Source organism: Chryseobacterium pennae (genome assembly GCF_003385515.1).
In the GTDB taxonomy this organism is placed as follows: Bacteria; Bacteroidota; Bacteroidia; order Flavobacteriales; family Weeksellaceae; genus Chryseobacterium; species Chryseobacterium pennae.
Map to the genome: position 1 here is coordinate 1 of NZ_QNVT01000029.1, position 15854 is coordinate 15854.

General features: G+C 35.7%; 15 protein-coding genes. 7 read left to right on the top strand and 8 right to left on the bottom strand.

Annotated features, from left to right (window positions below; all coding sequences use genetic code 11):
* Positions 1-315 precede the first annotated feature (315 nt).
* Complete coding sequence (locus DRF65_RS22715; protein ID WP_115973013.1) at positions 316-951, bottom strand: hypothetical protein; 636 nt, start codon at positions 949-951, stop codon at positions 316-318.
* 106 nt (positions 952-1057) lie between these two features.
* Here DRF65_RS22715 and lipA point away from each other — a divergent pair, with 106 nt between their 5' ends.
* Positions 1058-1924 (top strand): lipoyl synthase, encoded by an 867-nt coding sequence (gene lipA / locus DRF65_RS22720; RefSeq protein ID WP_115973014.1) that lies wholly within the window; start codon positions 1058-1060, stop codon positions 1922-1924.
* A gap of 306 nt (positions 1925-2230) precedes the next feature.
* On the opposite strand, the gene DRF65_RS22725 is transcribed toward lipA, so the two are convergent.
* Positions 2231-3136 carry an AraC family transcriptional regulator gene (locus DRF65_RS22725; RefSeq protein ID WP_115973015.1) on the bottom strand — a complete coding sequence of 302 codons (906 nt, stop codon included), beginning with the start codon at positions 3134-3136 and terminating at the stop codon, positions 2231-2233.
* A 175-nt stretch (positions 3137-3311) separates the two neighbouring features.
* Here DRF65_RS22725 and DRF65_RS22730 point away from each other — a divergent pair, with 175 nt between their 5' ends.
* The gene (locus tag DRF65_RS22730) at positions 3312-4514 is read left to right on the top strand and encodes an MFS transporter (RefSeq protein WP_185148484.1); all 1203 of its coding nucleotides are present in this window, start codon (positions 3312-3314) and stop codon (positions 4512-4514) included.
* Between the two features lie 207 nt (positions 4515-4721).
* Here the strand turns inward: DRF65_RS22730 and DRF65_RS22735 are convergent, their stop codons facing one another.
* Complete coding sequence (locus DRF65_RS22735; RefSeq protein ID WP_115973016.1) at positions 4722-5066, bottom strand: mannan-binding lectin; 345 nt, start codon at positions 5064-5066, stop codon at positions 4722-4724.
* Between the two features lie 177 nt (positions 5067-5243).
* A complete protein-coding gene (locus DRF65_RS22740) occupies positions 5244-5624 on the bottom strand; it encodes a SpoIIAA family protein (protein ID WP_115973017.1) in 381 nt (126 codons plus the stop codon).
* A 115-nt stretch (positions 5625-5739) separates the two neighbouring features.
* Between DRF65_RS22740 and DRF65_RS22745 the strand changes: the two genes are divergently transcribed.
* Positions 5740-6945: an NAD(P)/FAD-dependent oxidoreductase gene (locus tag DRF65_RS22745; RefSeq protein WP_115973018.1), complete on the top strand. Its 1206-nt coding sequence runs from the start codon at positions 5740-5742 to the stop codon at positions 6943-6945.
* A gap of 164 nt (positions 6946-7109) precedes the next feature.
* Here DRF65_RS22745 and DRF65_RS22750 read toward each other — a convergent pair whose 3' ends face one another.
* From DRF65_RS22750 to DRF65_RS22760, 3 genes are all read right to left on the bottom strand, one after another.
* On the bottom strand, positions 7110-8297 hold the full coding sequence (locus DRF65_RS22750) for a VWA domain-containing protein (protein ID WP_115973019.1): 1188 nt from the start codon (positions 8295-8297) through the stop codon (positions 7110-7112).
* 18 nt (positions 8298-8315) lie between these two features.
* Positions 8316-9914: a DUF4139 domain-containing protein gene (locus tag DRF65_RS22755; RefSeq protein ID WP_115973020.1), complete on the bottom strand. Its 1599-nt coding sequence runs from the start codon at positions 9912-9914 to the stop codon at positions 8316-8318.
* A gap of 363 nt (positions 9915-10277) precedes the next feature.
* Positions 10278-10952 (bottom strand): SIMPL domain-containing protein, encoded by a 675-nt coding sequence (locus DRF65_RS22760; RefSeq protein WP_115973021.1) that lies wholly within the window; start codon positions 10950-10952, stop codon positions 10278-10280.
* 424 nt (positions 10953-11376) lie between these two features.
* On the opposite strand from DRF65_RS22760, the gene DRF65_RS22765 reads away from it, so the two are divergent.
* The 4 genes from DRF65_RS22765 (at position 11377) to DRF65_RS22780 (ending at position 15277) form a co-directional block, all read left to right on the top strand.
* On the top strand, positions 11377-13158 hold the full coding sequence (locus tag DRF65_RS22765; protein WP_228438895.1) for a tetratricopeptide repeat-containing sensor histidine kinase: 1782 nt from the start codon (positions 11377-11379) through the stop codon (positions 13156-13158).
* Between the two features lie 10 nt (positions 13159-13168).
* Complete coding sequence (locus DRF65_RS22770) at positions 13169-13894, top strand: PA3715 family protein (protein ID WP_115973023.1); 726 nt, start codon at positions 13169-13171, stop codon at positions 13892-13894.
* 31 nt (positions 13895-13925) lie between these two features.
* Positions 13926-14660 carry a LytR/AlgR family response regulator transcription factor gene (locus DRF65_RS22775; RefSeq protein WP_115973024.1) on the top strand — a complete coding sequence of 245 codons (735 nt, stop codon included), beginning with the start codon at positions 13926-13928 and terminating at the stop codon, positions 14658-14660.
* A 74-nt stretch (positions 14661-14734) separates the two neighbouring features.
* Positions 14735-15277: a lipocalin family protein gene (locus DRF65_RS22780; RefSeq protein WP_115973025.1), complete on the top strand. Its 543-nt coding sequence runs from the start codon at positions 14735-14737 to the stop codon at positions 15275-15277.
* Between the two features lie 56 nt (positions 15278-15333).
* Here DRF65_RS22780 and DRF65_RS22785 read toward each other — a convergent pair whose 3' ends face one another.
* Entirely contained in the window at positions 15334-15807 is a 474-nt protein-coding gene (locus DRF65_RS22785) for a DUF7832 domain-containing protein (protein ID WP_115973026.1), read from the bottom strand.
* Between the last annotated feature and the right edge of the window lie 47 nt (positions 15808-15854).

Sequence of the window (15854 nt, forward strand, 5' to 3'; positions counted from 1 at the left end):
TATGTTGCAAACTGATCTATAGAATATTTGCTGTGGTAAAAAGAGAGGAACCTTTTGTAAATTTAACAAGATATAATTTGCATATGTCTTAGAATACACGAATAATTTTATTTACAAATAAATTCTGTGTGCCTATGTGGTTAAAATTAAAGTGGTTTTTTAAACCACATAGTCATATAAAAGAAGGTCATTCGTACATTTGCGGCAATTAATATGTATTCATAATTTTATCGTAGATCAAATCTTTGCGCCTTAATAATGGCTTGGAAAAACAAAACTCACGTCTTTGTGTTTGCCAACAGACATAGTATCAGTTCATATAAAGATTTCCTGTCTGGTCTTAGGAAGTATAATTTTTATACTTTTATCATTTCTGTTCTGAAGATTAATTTTTATTCCTTTTTTTACATACTTTTCAGTTTCATTTTTACCGTTTTCTGGATCTTTAGTATTTTCAACTGTTTTTGTGTAGATAATTTGTCCCGTTGATAAATTAAAATCAATGGTCTTCCAAAATTCGAAAACTCTACCGGATTCGGAAAGGTTTCCAATTAATTCAAAATGCCTGTTCTGAAACCTGTATTTATCTGTATCTGCCCACCTCCAGCTGCTTCCACCATAATGCTTGATGATCAAAATTCCGTTTTTTATGGTGGTATTCACATAAGGATCGCCCATTACGCCACCATCCTTACTTCCTAAGATGGCGTTTCTTGATTTTTCCAAAACGGTCCATTTATTCCCGACTTTCTTTAAAATCTGAATTTCACGGGCATTCCCGGACTCCTCATTAATGGGAATATCATAAACGATTACTTTCTCCGGAATCCTGTCTCCATCCAGATCACCATCAATGATCTCATTAATTACTGAACCTTTTGGCTGGAATTCTTTTTGAGCAAAACAAGAGATGCCCAAAACAAGGAACAGAAAGCAGAATATAGTCTTCATAAGAAATATTGAATTTTAAAAATACAAATTATATGTTTCATCAATGTCTGTCTTTGATTGTTTCGATAAAAAAATCACTAACTTTGAACCTCAATTTGAGAAATAAATGGAAAATTTAGTTCAAGACACTACCGTTCAAAAACCAAAGTGGATTCGTGTAAAACTTCCTACCGGAAAAAACTACAGGGAATTGAGAACCTTGGTTGATAAATATAAATTAAATACCATTTGCCAAAGCGGAAGCTGCCCGAATATGGGGGAGTGCTGGGGAGAAGGTACGGCAACATTCATGATTTTAGGAAATATCTGTACAAGAAGCTGTGGATTCTGTGGCGTAAAAACAGGAAAACCGCTTGATGTAAACTGGGATGAACCTGAAAAAGTAGCCCGTTCGATCAAATTAATGAAGATCAAACATGCCGTTCTTACTTCTGTAGACCGCGATGACCTGAAAGATATGGGATCTATTCTTTGGGGAGAAACCGTAAATGCTGTAAGAAGAATCTCTCCGGGAACTACAATGGAAACATTAATTCCGGATTTTCAGGGAATTACTAAACATATCGACCGATTGGTAGATGTTGCCCCTGAAGTAATCTCTCATAACATGGAAACTGTAAAACGTTTGACCAGAGAAGTGAGAATTCAGGCAAAATATGAAAGAAGCCTTGAGGTTTTAAGATATTTAAAAGAAGCAGGACAAAGAAGAACCAAAACCGGTGTAATGCTTGGTCTGGGTGAAACTAAAGATGAAGTTTTCCAGACGATTGAAGATATCAGAAATGCCAATGTAGATGTTATCACTCTTGGACAATATTTACAGCCAACAAAAAAACATCTTCCTGTAAAGAGATTCATTACTCCTGAGGAATTTGATGAATTGGGTGACTTTGCAAGAAGCCTTGGTTTCAGACATGTTGAAAGTTCTCCTCTTGTAAGAAGTTCTTACCACGCAGAAAAACATATTCATTAAAATACAGACCGCTCAGCAATGGGCGGTTATTCTTTTGTACTGGTGGAAGATGAGAGATGGTGAGAGAATAGACGAATAGATAATAGATGAGAAGATAATAGGGAAGAGTTGTCAACGATCTTAACAAGCATCCATGAAGGATAGCTGTCATCATTCCCATCCTTTAGAGGGGCAAGAATTCAAAGAATTTTTGACGGGGTGGTTTATCGTAATATCATATCCAAACTATACCCAATCATCTGTGAAAATCTGTGCAATCTGTGGTAAAAATATATAAAATTTAAATCTGCATTATCTGCCAGATCATCAAAACGATTTATTACAGGAAGATTCCCGATTAATTACTCCAATCCTTCCATTGATCTCAATAGGTTTAAAATGTTTTTTCTTAAATTCTGACGGAGTTTCTCCCGTATGCTGCTTGAACAGCTTATTAAAATAAGAAAGGCTTTCAAAACCCACCTGAAAACAAACTTCTGTCACTGAAGAATCTTTTAACAGATAAATTTTAGCCTGATTGATCCTGTAATTATTAACAAAATCTGTAAACGTCATATTGGTTTGCTTTTTAAAGTAGCGGCAAAAAGCAGGAGTACTCAAGCTGACAATCTTGGCAATTTCATTTACATTGGGTTTCTTATCATGGTTTTCATGAATATAATCGTAGATGGTTCCCATTCTGATCTTGTCATTCAGAAACCATTTGACTCTGGTATCTTCTTTATTAATTTCACTTACTTCGGTAGAGTTAGACAGGATCTGTAAGATTTCGATTAACCCAATCAACGATTCAAATGAGTTTTTATCTTTGATAATCTGAAGCTTTTCTACCACGAGGCTTTTTGTTTTTCCGGAAAAGGATAACCCAAGATGGGAACGTTCCAAAAGATTTTTAATAGAATCAAACTCAGGAACAGGCAAAATGATATCCTGAAGAAAATTTTCACGCATCTGCAGTACCATTTGCTTGCATTCAGTCTGTATACCGTAATCGAAATTAAGATGAGGTACATTGGCTCCTATCAGCAGCAATTCACTGTTGGTAAAGCCTGAAATATTTTTTCCGACATGCCGGATTCCGTTTGAAGCTTCTACATATACCAATTCTATTTCAGGATGGTAATGCCAGAAAAAACAATTCTTTAGGGAAGGGGAAAATAGCTTGAACGATTTCCCTTTTTCAAACTCTATAATTTCTTTCTGGATCTTCATTTTGTTCTCATTTGATTGTTTGTAGAGTTAAATTTAAATAAAAAGGTTAATATGGAGCAAATTTTTATCATTCAAAGAGGTGTGAAATCCAATCTTTCTTTCGAATTTTGCACTTTCAAAATAAAGATGGGTTACCATTTGCATTTCAAAAGATTAATTGAGAAAAGAATTTACAATGAAGATTGATAAAAGAATAATACCGCTGGCGATAGGCGGACTGGGAATAGGAACCACAGAATTTACCGTTATGGGGCTATTACCGGACATTGCAAAAACATTAGAGATTACGATCCCGCAAGCCGGGCACCTGATTTCCGCCTATGCAATGGGGGTTGTAATCGGAGCACCGATTCTGATCGGATATTCGGTGAAATTTCCTCCTAAAAAGGTGCTGATCGCATTCATGATCCTTTTTACTTTATTTAACGGGCTTTCTGCCATTGCTCCCAATTACGGGACCATGTTGATTATCAGATTTATGTCTGGACTTCCTCATGGGGCATTCTTTGGAGTAGGGACTGTGGTGGCCGCTAAAATGGCAGGGAAAGGTAAAGAAGCATTCTATATCTCTATGATGTTTACCGGGCTTACTGTAGCCAACCTGGTCATGGTTCCTTTGGTAACGTATATTGGGCATACTTTCCATTGGAGGCTTTATTTTGCTATCGTAGCTTTAATTGGTGTTTTTGCCCTCCTGTTTTTAAAATTATGGCTTCCTGCTACGGAGGCTAATCAAAATACCCATTTTCTGGAGGAACTGAAGTTTCTGAAAAAGAAGCAGGCATGGTTGGTATTGGCAATTACAGCAATCGGGTTTGGTGGACTTTTTACGTGGTTAAGCTATATTACTCCTTTAATGACAGTGATTTCCGGAGTTCAAAGCAGTCAGATGGCTTATGTAATGGTTCTTGCAGGAGCGGGGATGGTAGTTGGTAACCTGGCAGGAGGTATTATTTCAGATAAACTAGGTCCGGAAAAAACGTGTGCATTGCTGATCTTTCTGATGATGATTTCTCTGGTAGGCGTATTTTTGCTTTCCGAGCATCAGAATATAGCTTTTATCCTGACGTTTATGTGTGGGGCATTATCAATGTCAATCGCTGCACCCATTAATATTATGATGATGAAGGCTGCCCCAAAAAGTGAAATGATGGCAGCAGCTTTTATGCAGGCAGGGTTTAATATTGCAAATGCAATGGGAGCTTTCTTTGGCGGAATTCCTTTGGAATATGGATTACCTTTCAACTATCCGTCATTGGTAGGGGTGGGGATGACTTTTATCGGGTTTGTAATCAGTGTAAGATATATGTATCTATATGGTTCACAAACTGTGAATAAAGATGAACCCGTTACAGAATGTGTTTCCTGTGATAAATAGATTTTTCACAAAAATTATTTGTTTTCAATTTTGTAAGAGAAGATAATCCTGAAGATATATATTTACAGAAATACAGAATATAAAAATCGGCATAATCTCTTGAAAATGTGAAACAAAAAGTAATAAAGCATAAAAAAAGCTGTCCCAAAGTCAGAAAATTGACTTTAGCGACAGCTTTTTTTAAATTAATACATTTATTCTTTCAGGCTAGAATTTAAATACGCAGCTGCAAACGCTCATTTTGCCTTCTACAACTGTTGTCCATTGTCCGTTCCATGTTCCTCCGTAGGATGCACAGATGGAAGGGCAGATAGCTTTAGCATCTTCGTCGCTCCAGATCGGACCGGCTAAAACATTTAAAGTATATTCTGTACTGCCGGTTGGCTCAGTATTTAATTCAACTTCTATAACGCTCATTTGTCCTTCTACAATGGTAGTCCATTGTCCAGTAAATTTTCCTAAATGTGCCGCAGCAATACGTGGTCCTAATTTTTGTGCTTCGTCATTACTCCAAAGTGGTCCTGCAATAATGTTGGTTTTGAATGTTGACATGGTATAAATTTTTGTGGGTTAGTATTACAAATATACTCACCAATTTGGGAAATAATTACAGTATAATGTACCAAATTTATTATTAGGTATTTTTACGTATACTGTTGATATTGATTTAGATGTAATAGAAAAGACTGCCTTTTAAGACAGTCTTTTTATCATTTTTTATAAGATTGATTAAACCTCAACTTCATTGCCATTTTTGCACCAATAGAGTGCGTTGTATAAATTTTCTTTTGGGAAGGATTTAAATTCTCCAGGCATCAGAACACTGAATATATCAGTAAAATTCTGTACCCCTTCTTTGTCTGTAACGATGGCTGCACGATTCCATTTTGCAAGGTTTTTTATTCCAAGCAGGAGGTCTTCGAGCCATGCACCCATGGTAAAGTTATCCAGATCGGTATCCAGGTACAGTAAGTAATTCAGCTCACCAAATTGATCTACTTTCTCTTTTACACGCGGAATTACCAATTTTTCAAAATCTTCTTTCGTCACTTCTCCCGTTGCATTGAATGCCGCAACATTATCCGGAGCTTCTGGAATAATTGTTATCATAGTAAATATTTTATGGTGGTTGGAACTTAATAAAGTAACAATAACTACACCATAAATTCATCTAAAATTGTTAAAATAGACATAAATATTGTTATTTTTAATGTAAAATATCAATATGGATCTTAAATCAAATGAACCTTTCTGGCTTTTAAAAAATGGTCTGATCACCACTTATCCTTCTTTAAAATCAGACGAAAAATGTGATGTTGTAATTATTGGTGGGGGAATTACAGGAAGTCTTATCGCTCATCAGATGGTGAAAGATGGCTATGAAACTATTCTTATTGATAAGCGTGAGCTTTGTAACGGAAGTACCTCGGCTACCACTTCAATGCTGCAGTATGAAATAGATATCCCTCTTTATGAGTTAAAAGAAAAAATAGGGGAAAAAGGGGCAGTTGAGAGTTATAAAGCATGCTCGGAATCTATTGATACCATTGAAAAGCTTGCTGCAAAGATACGGTCCAACGCAGGTTTCAAACGGAAAAAATCACTGTACTTTGCTGCGAAAAAGAAAGATACTGAATGGTTGAAAAAAGAATATGAAGCCAGAAAAGAAGCCGGATTTGATGTTAAATGGTTAAATTCAGATCAGATATTAAAAGCATTTGAATTTGAAAATACTTATGGCGGGATCCTGTCAAAGCAGGGAGCGAGTATTGATGCCTTTCAGTTTGCCCATGAATTATTTAAACATAATGTAAAGAAAGGCTTAAAGGTTTTTGATAAAACTGAAATGGTAGAGGTGGAGTATCATAAAGGTTTTAATATCATTAAAGTAGATACAGGTTTTCAGATCAGGACGAAGAAAATAATCTATTGCATTGGCTATGAGAGCAAAAATCTGCTGAAAGAAAACTTCGTTGATCTGAAAAGTACTTATGCTGTTGTTTCGGAAGTAGATAAGAATAAGTTTAAAAATAGTACGAGTACATTAGTCTGGAATACCGATGATCCTTATCTGTATATGCGAAGTACCGATGACGGAAGAATGCTCATAGGTGGTGGAGATGAAGATTTCTACGGTGCTGAAAAACGGGACGCTTTATTGGAGACAAAAGAAAAAGAAATTTTAAAAAATTTAAAGAAAATAAAACCTGATTATCATTTTTACCCTGATTTTGTATGGGCAGGAACTTTTGGGGAAACAAAAGACGGGCTTCCTTATATCGGAGAACATAAAAATTTCAGAAATTCTTATTTTGTATTGGGTTTCGGTGGAAACGGAATTACCTTTTCAGTGGTGGGAATGGAAATGGTTTCTGCGTTTATGAAGAATAAAAAGCATCCCTTGTCCGGATATTTTAAGTTCGGAAGATAGAACAACATTATTTAGCCATGGCTTACAGCAATTAAATATTGAGTTTAATACGAAAGTACACTTAAGCAGAAAGTCAAAAACCTTCAAAACTTAAGTGTACTTCATTTCCGGAAGGGCATTACTTAAAAATACTTAAGTGCTGACCCTTCTTACGGTTATCATCTCTACAGGCTATATCCATTCTTTTTAGCCAGTTCCTGTATAGAACTTTCAATGGCTTTTCCAAGATCATCAGAATCATCAGTTCCTCTTTTTTTCATTTCACTGTCAATGTAGGTCTGGCGTTTTTTAGAAAGATCTTCAATTTCTCGCTGAACTTTCTCACGTTCTGCTGATTTTGTAGCAACAGCTTTTTTAATTTCTTCTTTGCTTTTTCCTTTCAGCTCGTCAGGAAGCTCACTTTCTTTTATATTTGAAATAAACCCGGCATCTTTTTCAGCTTTATCTATGAGGTCCCAGTGTTCGTTTTTGTAAGCATTCTTTTTAGACTTGGAAACGGTTCGTTCCACCAGGTTGGAAACCGATTGTACTTCAGCATTTTTATCCTGGGTAATCTGTTTCTGTTTATATTCTGAGCCATGGTTTCCATAGTAAATATAAGTGTCATTCAATTTAGCATTGTACTCGGAAATTCTGATATCATAAGGTGTTTCAATATAAATCACTTTTTTATCACTGTCAATATTGAAGTATTTGCCACCACCTGTTGTTGCTCCGTTCTGCCAGAAACTCTGGATTCCTTCTTCACGGCTTCCACAGAAAATGGTATTGGTATAGATATTTTTATTTTTTGCTTTTGAGACCACTTCCTTATAGTCAATCCTTCCCTGGTTGAATGGTTCATTTCCTGCAATATAAATCAGTTTCATACTTTTTTCATTACCATCCCAGTTCAGATTGGCAGAAGCATCCCTGATCACAGCTCCACAATATTCACTTCCGCCGTTGGTTCTTAAAGCAAATAATTTTTCAGATACGAGGTCGAGATCCTGGGTAAGAGGAGTGACCTGTCGGATGTAGTTTTCATCGCGGATGCCATCATTTCCATATTCATAAAGAGCAATCTCCACTTGTGGCGACTGGCCGTTGTATTTTAATGTAGTCAGTGTATTGACAATATTCCAGAGTCTTGATTTTGCCTGGTCAATCAGTCCATCCATACTGTTGGACGTATCCAGTAAAAGGGCTACCTGGATTTTATTATCTTTTGATACCGTATTTACAGGAATTGCGGAAGCATTTCGTACTGTTAAGGTACTGTTTTCCGAATCATTTTTTGAGCAGCGGATGGCTGGAGAGGTACCGGCACTTAAGAAGGTTGCTGCGATTGCTAAGATTTTTAAAGCTGTCATATTGTTATTTTTTATTGGTTATCTGCTGTAATATTGAATCTGCATATCTTTTGGATATTTAACCTCATAAGAGAAACTGATCTTTTCAGAGCCTCCGGATCTTATATTTTTGTTCCAGAGAATACTTCCGGTTTTTTCATCAAGGCTTCCATCACCGGTTTCTATTGTCTTGACAGAAATTTTAGAATTTTCACTGATAGGAAGCTGATCCAGCACTTCCAGTTCAATACTTTCTTTGGTATTATTTCTGATGTTGATCTGGTAAGTTTCAGTTTCCCATTTATTTGAGTTCATCGGTTTTTGAGAGGCCTTATCTTCCAGTTTAATTCTTTTTACTGTAATTCTTTCATCTACTCCAAGAGAAATAGGGAACTCATCTTTTACATAATTGCTGGTCATATTAGTTTTCCCGATATAATTATCTTCAAAATAGATGTTGGCTTCCCCATTAATCAGGTTGAGATTTTGCCAGTTCTTTACAAAAGCCATCAGGAATACCTGGTTATTTACCTTTGGAACTGTATGGTATTTGTAAGTGGCATCTATTTGTTTTTTATCCAGAATGACGTACTGTTCCTTTTCCTGGCTTAAAATAGTCTGATTATAATTCAGTTCATAGATCACATTCATCTGGTTATCGGAAACAGAAGCAATTGGAATCTGACTTGGTTTTGCAGAAATTTCCTTTCTCATCTGATAAGCATTTGTGAGAACCGCTTTATCTTTAAGACTATAATCAGCAACTTCCTGCATTGGATTATGAGCAGTATATTCAGCAACATAAAGTGGGGAAAGGATAGGCCTGTCCTGATTATAAGAGGGTCTGTAGGTAGATACAAACAGTTTTACATTTTTCCAGTCCTGTCCTGTCTTCTGATAGATCTTTCCTTTGTAAACCATTTCAAGAGGTTTCTTTACAGACTCAGCACGAAGGTCATAAGAAGGAATCCAGCCTGCATCAGAAACAATATAACTTACTCCCAGATTTAGGCTGGTATCATTATCAGCAAGAACTTCAAGCAAAAGTTCTTTTCTATTTGTGTTTTTATGCGTTTGTTCCTCATCAGACTGTTTATTGAGCTTTGCAATACTTTCATCCAAAACGGTTTTCTGTTCATTTAATAAAAAGACCTGATTATCAATTTCCAGCATTCGTTTTCTGTAAAATTCAGTAAGTTTGATGAGCTGTTCCTGCGGAGTTGATTTATCATTCGCAGATACTTTCAGATTGTCATTGATGATATTCTGTTCTCCGGTAAGATTTTTAACCTGAATATTCAATAAGCTGACCTGTCTCTGAAGCTTTTTTCTTTCATCATCCAGTTTTTTTTCATTATCGGAAAGCTGATCGTCTTTCAGGAAATTACTTTGAGGAGTGATGGATAGTAGCGTAGTGTTTTTTTCGAGATTAATTTTATAGGTATTTTCATCCAGATTATTAGGAAGGTTAACAATTCGGATCATATTTTTTCCTTTCTGAAGATTGATATTGGTACTCCCGAAGACTTTTGCTCCCTGAAGAAAAACAGTAGCCTGTTTTACCTCTATTTCTTTTTTTATTTCCTGTGCCTTAAGGAAAGCCACTGAAAACAGGGTGATTAAAAGATAGCGTTTCATCGTTTATTATTTTAAATTATGAAGTAAAATTACCTGTATCTAAGCCTGAAATTTTGGATACTTGGTAAAAGGAGGTTTTCACTTGGTGAGTAGAATGAATAAGCTTAAAAATATCTTACTCCCAAAAAACTATGTGAAATCTATGGGGTTCGAAAAAAAATAAATCCAATAGATTTTATATAGGCATACAAACTATTTGGAATTATTTTATTTGTGAATTCGTGGCAGATTTAATTTGTACTTAAAAGTTTTTATAACTGTCTTTTCCGTTTTGTTTTTTTTACCCATCCACAAAATAATTCGTGAATTCATTGCTAAAAAGAGGCTGCCATAATTTTGGCAGCCTCTTTTAAATCTGTTATTCTAAAGGATTTCGTATCTCGTTTTGATACTGTATTTCAGTTTGATGTTTTCGATGTTGTCAAAGGAGAAATCTACCGGAGCATCTGCCATTTCAAGCTGTACATTGCTCATTCTGCTTTTGTAGGCAGCAGGCATTATCATGTCACTGGTGTAATCTTCAATTTCAATGATTTCAAGAACGCTGCCTGCTTTTTTGCCCATGCTTTCCAACAGATAATCTGCCTTTTCTTTAGCTGCTTTTAAGGCGTTGATCTTTACTGCTTTTCTGAAGTCTGCCATTTTCGTGTTTTTTACTTCTGAGATATTCAGGCTGCTTACCCATTTCTGGTTCAGGTCTTCAAAGATCTTGCTGATATTCGATTTTGCACTTGCTTTAAACTGATAATTCTTGGAGAACTTTCCATTTTTTGCATAGATGTTCTGGTACATTGATTTAAACTTGATATCCTCGTTCTTTACTCCTGCATTCTTTAAGATATCAAACATCTTCTTTTCATTATCTGCCAGATCGTTTTTGTTATCTGCTTTTATCCCGATGCTAAAGATGATTTCATCCGGTTCTACTTCCATTTCGGCGACTCCTGTTACTTCGATCGCGTTTTTCTTTACTTCCTGAGCGTTTACAAAACTTCCCAGCGTTAAAATTCCGATTAATAAAAAATGTTTCAATTTCATAATTTCCTGTTTTTACTTTTAAATTCTGATGTAAAATTAGCCAGATCTAAAGATGAAAATCGGAAGACTTGGTGAATGGAAGTTTTCACTTGGTGAGCTGTGCAATCAAAACTTATGTGTACTTCTTATGCATTATGCTTTTACTTTAAAATACCTTAAGTGTTTAAATCTTTTGTGACTTTTCTGGTTCAGTATTCTTAAGAAGCACATGAAATTTTATTTTACCACAGAATACACAGATTTTCACAGATGCTTAAGTATATTTTTTGTGTGATATGAAATTGTGTTATTTGTGGAAAGCATTCTTGGTATTTGTGTTTAAAGTTCCTCACAGGTTACGACTTGGTGAAATCATGTTTTGGCTTGGTAAAGAATAGAAGATGATCACTAAAGTTTTACTTACTTTGCAATAAAGATTTAATCTGTGAAATTAATTTTTAAAATACTCTTTATTTCAATGCTTACGGTGGGGAATTTCTTCATGGCACAGGACTCTGTAAAGGTTTCTCAGGTATTGAAATCTGCTGCAAAGCTGAAAAAAGCAGTAGATAAAAATGATGATAAAGGGGCGGCTGACGTATATGTAAACATGGGCACCGATTATTATAATCAGGGAAACTATCCTAAAAGTGAGGAGTATTTTGCCAAAGCTAAAGCACTTTACCAAAAACTTAATGATAAAAAAAATCTTGAATCGGTTACCAGAAAACTGGCTCAGTCACAGGAGAAACAAAATAAGATAACACCTGCCCTCAACAATTATAGCCGGGCTGCACAGATGAGTTACAGTGAAAAAAGTAAAGCTGTGAATACTAACGATGTGACCAGGCTTTCCTCTCCTACACCTGAGCTTAGAGCTGAAGCCATACAGAGTAATATTGACCTGAGCAAAAAGGAAAATGAAAAGGCAAATGTAGCAGAAGGCTATACTCAGCTTGCGGACCTTAATATACAGCAGAAAGATATTTATAAAGCTGAAGAAAACCTTAATAATGCCTATAAAATCTCAAAAAAGGAAGCTCCACAACAGGCATTGGCTATTAATCAGAAATTAGCGGATCTCTATGTTGAAAATAAAAACTTCGATAAAGCTATTGAAGCCAAAAAGAAAGTCCTGAAGGAAGATTTTGTAAAGGATAATTCACAGGAAAAAGTGAATCAGATTCAGGAGCTGGCAGATATTTATATCAAAAAGAATGATCCCAAGGAGGCTGTAGATTTATTAAAAAATGCCTACGGAATAGCTTTGGATAAAGGTCATACACTGGAAGCTCAGAGGAGTGTGAAGAAACTGGACAGTCTTTATGCCATTTCCGGAAATACAGATGCTTCAGTTCAGCTGTACAGAGACTTTTTGGGAAAACTTCCGGATTTGGTTTCCAAGGACAGAAGCCTGGTGGATCATAAAATTCTGGAAGATACAGAGCAAAGAATTTCTCAGCTGGAAAAAGAAAAAGAGCTGAAAGATGAGCTTATCCGTAAAAAAAATGTATTCAATTATGGACTGATCGGAGTTTTGATCCTGTTGACAGGTCTCATTGTTTTCATTTTCAGAACCCTGAAAAAAGTTCAGATCAAGAATAAAAAAATAGCTCTTCAGTCGCTTCGGCGGGAGATGAATCCGCATTTTATTTTCAACAGTCTGAATAGTGTCAATCATTTCATTGCAACCAATAATGAATTGGAAGCCAATCAATACCTGACAAAATTTTCCAAACTGATGCGGGGCGTGATGGAAAATTCTACCAATGATTTTATTCCTTTTCAACAGGAGCTGGATCTTCTGCAGAACTATCTGGCACTTGAAAAAACACGTTTTGCGGATAAATTTGATTATGAAATTGATGTAGATGAAAATCTGAATACGCACCATCTGCAGGTTCCCGGGATGCTCGTACAGCCATTCCTTGAAAATGCTATCTGGCACGGATTGCGGTACAGAACAGAAAAAGGATTTTTAAAACTAAGCTTTGAAAAAAATGATGGTGATCTGAAAATCATGATTGAAGACAATGGAATAGGAATTGAAGAAAGTAAAAAACAGAAAACCCAGCACCAGAAAACCAGGGAAGGAAGAGGAATGAAAAACACAGTGGAGCGAATTCAGCTACTGAATGATCTGTACAAAAAAAATATAACCTGTTCTGTAAAAGATAAAGAAAACGGTAATGGGGTTGTAGTCACGATCCAAATTAATCTGGTATAAAAACGGGACAATGAAAAAAAATATATTTCTATATACTCTGATGATAAGTCTTTTTTTCGGAACTATAGCAGCTCAGGATATTGACAGTATAAGACTAACCCATATTCTTAAAAACCTGAAGCTGGATAAAACCAAAATAAGAGAAGAACTCTGTATTGAAAAGAAAATGCCCAATGCTGATGACTCCTATATTGCAGTTATTCCGGTTATTTTGAATCAGGACCAAGAAGATTATGTTTTTACAGTGCAGAATTATATAGTGATTACAGATAGTAAAGGAACGATAAAGAATAAATATTTTGATCCGACAGAACTGGACTCTGATGCAGTAAATCTGAGAAGTTTTTCAATTGATACAGGTTTGTATACGATCAGCTCAACTATTAGGGCATTTGGAGTAAAAGCCGATTTTGTTGGAAGCAGCAAACCCAATCCTTACGCTTCAGGTAAAATTTCCCTGTATTATCCGGAAGGGAAAACTCTTAAAAAGGTTCTCGATCAGTTTGAAATGGATTCAACGACAGGAGAATGGGATACCCGATGCAACGGTGAATTTAAAGATGACCATTCCTACATCATGATGGATACATCCAAAACAAACAATTTCACAAATCTTAAAATTAAAACTATTTCTGTAACCACCATCAATAATGAAGTAAAAGGAGAATGTGAAGAAAAGGAAACTTCAAAAACAACTTATAAAACATTGAACTTCAAAAACGGAAAATATCAATAAAGACCCCGTCTGCAATATAAAATCAATCCCAATGAAAATCAAAGCCTTAATCGTAGATGATGAATTGATAGCAAGAGAAGTACTGAGAAGCTATCTTACCAAATACTGCCCACAGGTAGAAATTCTTGGAGAAGCGGAAAATATTAAAGAAGCTGTTCCTCTGATTGCAGAAAATCACCCTCAATTGGTTTTTTTAGATGTAGAAATGCCTTTTGGAAATGCCTTTGATGTACTGGAAGCCACCAGTGCGTTTTCCTATGAAACCATTTTTATCACTGCATTTTCACAATACTCTTTACAGGCTTTAAATAAGTCGGCCAGTTATTATATCTTAAAACCTATTGATATTCAAGAGCTTATTCTAGCGGTAAATAAAGTTGCTGAAAGTCTTGAGAAAAAAGAAGAGCTTAATCGGAATAAGATCCTACTGGAAAATTTAAAGCTAAAACCTGAAAAGCAACAGCTTATTCTTCCTACTTTACAGGGATTTGATGTGGTAAAGACAGAGGATATTATGAGACTTCAGGCAGATGGTAATTTTACTCAGGTCTATCTTACCGATGGCTCAAAGAAAATGGTATGCCGGTTTTTGAAGCATTTTGATGATCTTTTGGAAAACCCGTTTGTAAGGGTTCACCGTTCTCATATTATCAATACATCCTTCGTGAGATCCTATCATAAAAGTGGAACGGTAATGCTTGCTGATGATACTGAAATTGAGGTTTCCGGAAGTTTTAAAGACAATTTTCTGAAGGTCTTTTCCTAGATTTTATTGTTCTTTAACAGCCCAAAGGCATTATTTTTGAAGTTTTTATCAGAACCACACAAAATATTTCTGTTATGAAAACTTTTCACAAAATTATTCTTCCCGTTTCATTGGGAGCTTTGGCTTTGCTTTCTTTTAATTCATGTTCGGTAGGAATTCCAAAAGGAGCGGTGGCAGTAAAGAATTTTGAAGTTAAAAAATACCTCGGAAGGTGGTATGAAATTGCCCGTTTCGACTACAGGTTCGAGAAAAATATGGATAATGTCACTGCAGAATATTCTGAAAACCCGGATGGAACAGTTCATGTTAAAAATAAAGGGTACAACTATGTAAAAAAACTGTGGCAGGAATCCATTGGTGAGGCCAGATTCGTTAAAGATAAAACCGAAGCCCGGCTCAAAGTCTCTTTTTTCAAACCGATTTGGGCGGGTTACAATGTCATTGATATGGATGAAGACTATCAATATGCCCTGGTAGCAGGGAGCAGCTTAAAATATCTCTGGATCCTCTCCCGAACCACCACTATCCCGGAAAGCATCAGACAGCGTTTTATTGAAAAAGCCAGAAAAATTGGCTATAATACGGATGAACTGATCTGGGTAAAACATAATCAGTAAATGAAGGCAAAGGAAACAAAGAAAGCTGATTAAGCTGCTTTGTTTCCTTTGCTATTTTAGTTCTTAATATATTCCTTCCACTCTTCAAAACGGTGATCAATCACCTGTTTCATCAGGTCATAATTCTCGTAGGTATCCTCTATGTGATAAAAGGTTTCATACTCATAATCATTTTCCTCAGCCTTAGTATCAAAAAGATTTACATAATCATCTGCAAACGAGCTGTATCTGTTTCCAAAATCGGTATCATCTGCGTAATAATCTTTTGCAAAACTGTTTCCAAGGTCATTCAGATCATATTCAGAGAATTTTCCGTCACAGGAATCCATGATAAATTCAGCGCCTGTAATTTCTCTGCGTTTTAATTTCTCAATTTCCTCTTCACCATCTCCCTTCAGATCATCAGAGATCAGGTTATTATGGATACACCAGTTCAGGAACATACCGGTATGAGTAGCCCCGTTTTTCTGAGGAAGTTCTTCAGGAAAATCACCGCCATAATGCCATGAAGCATCATCATATTTAGACATAATTTTAACTAATTTCTGTCAAAAATAGAAAAAATCAATTTATATTG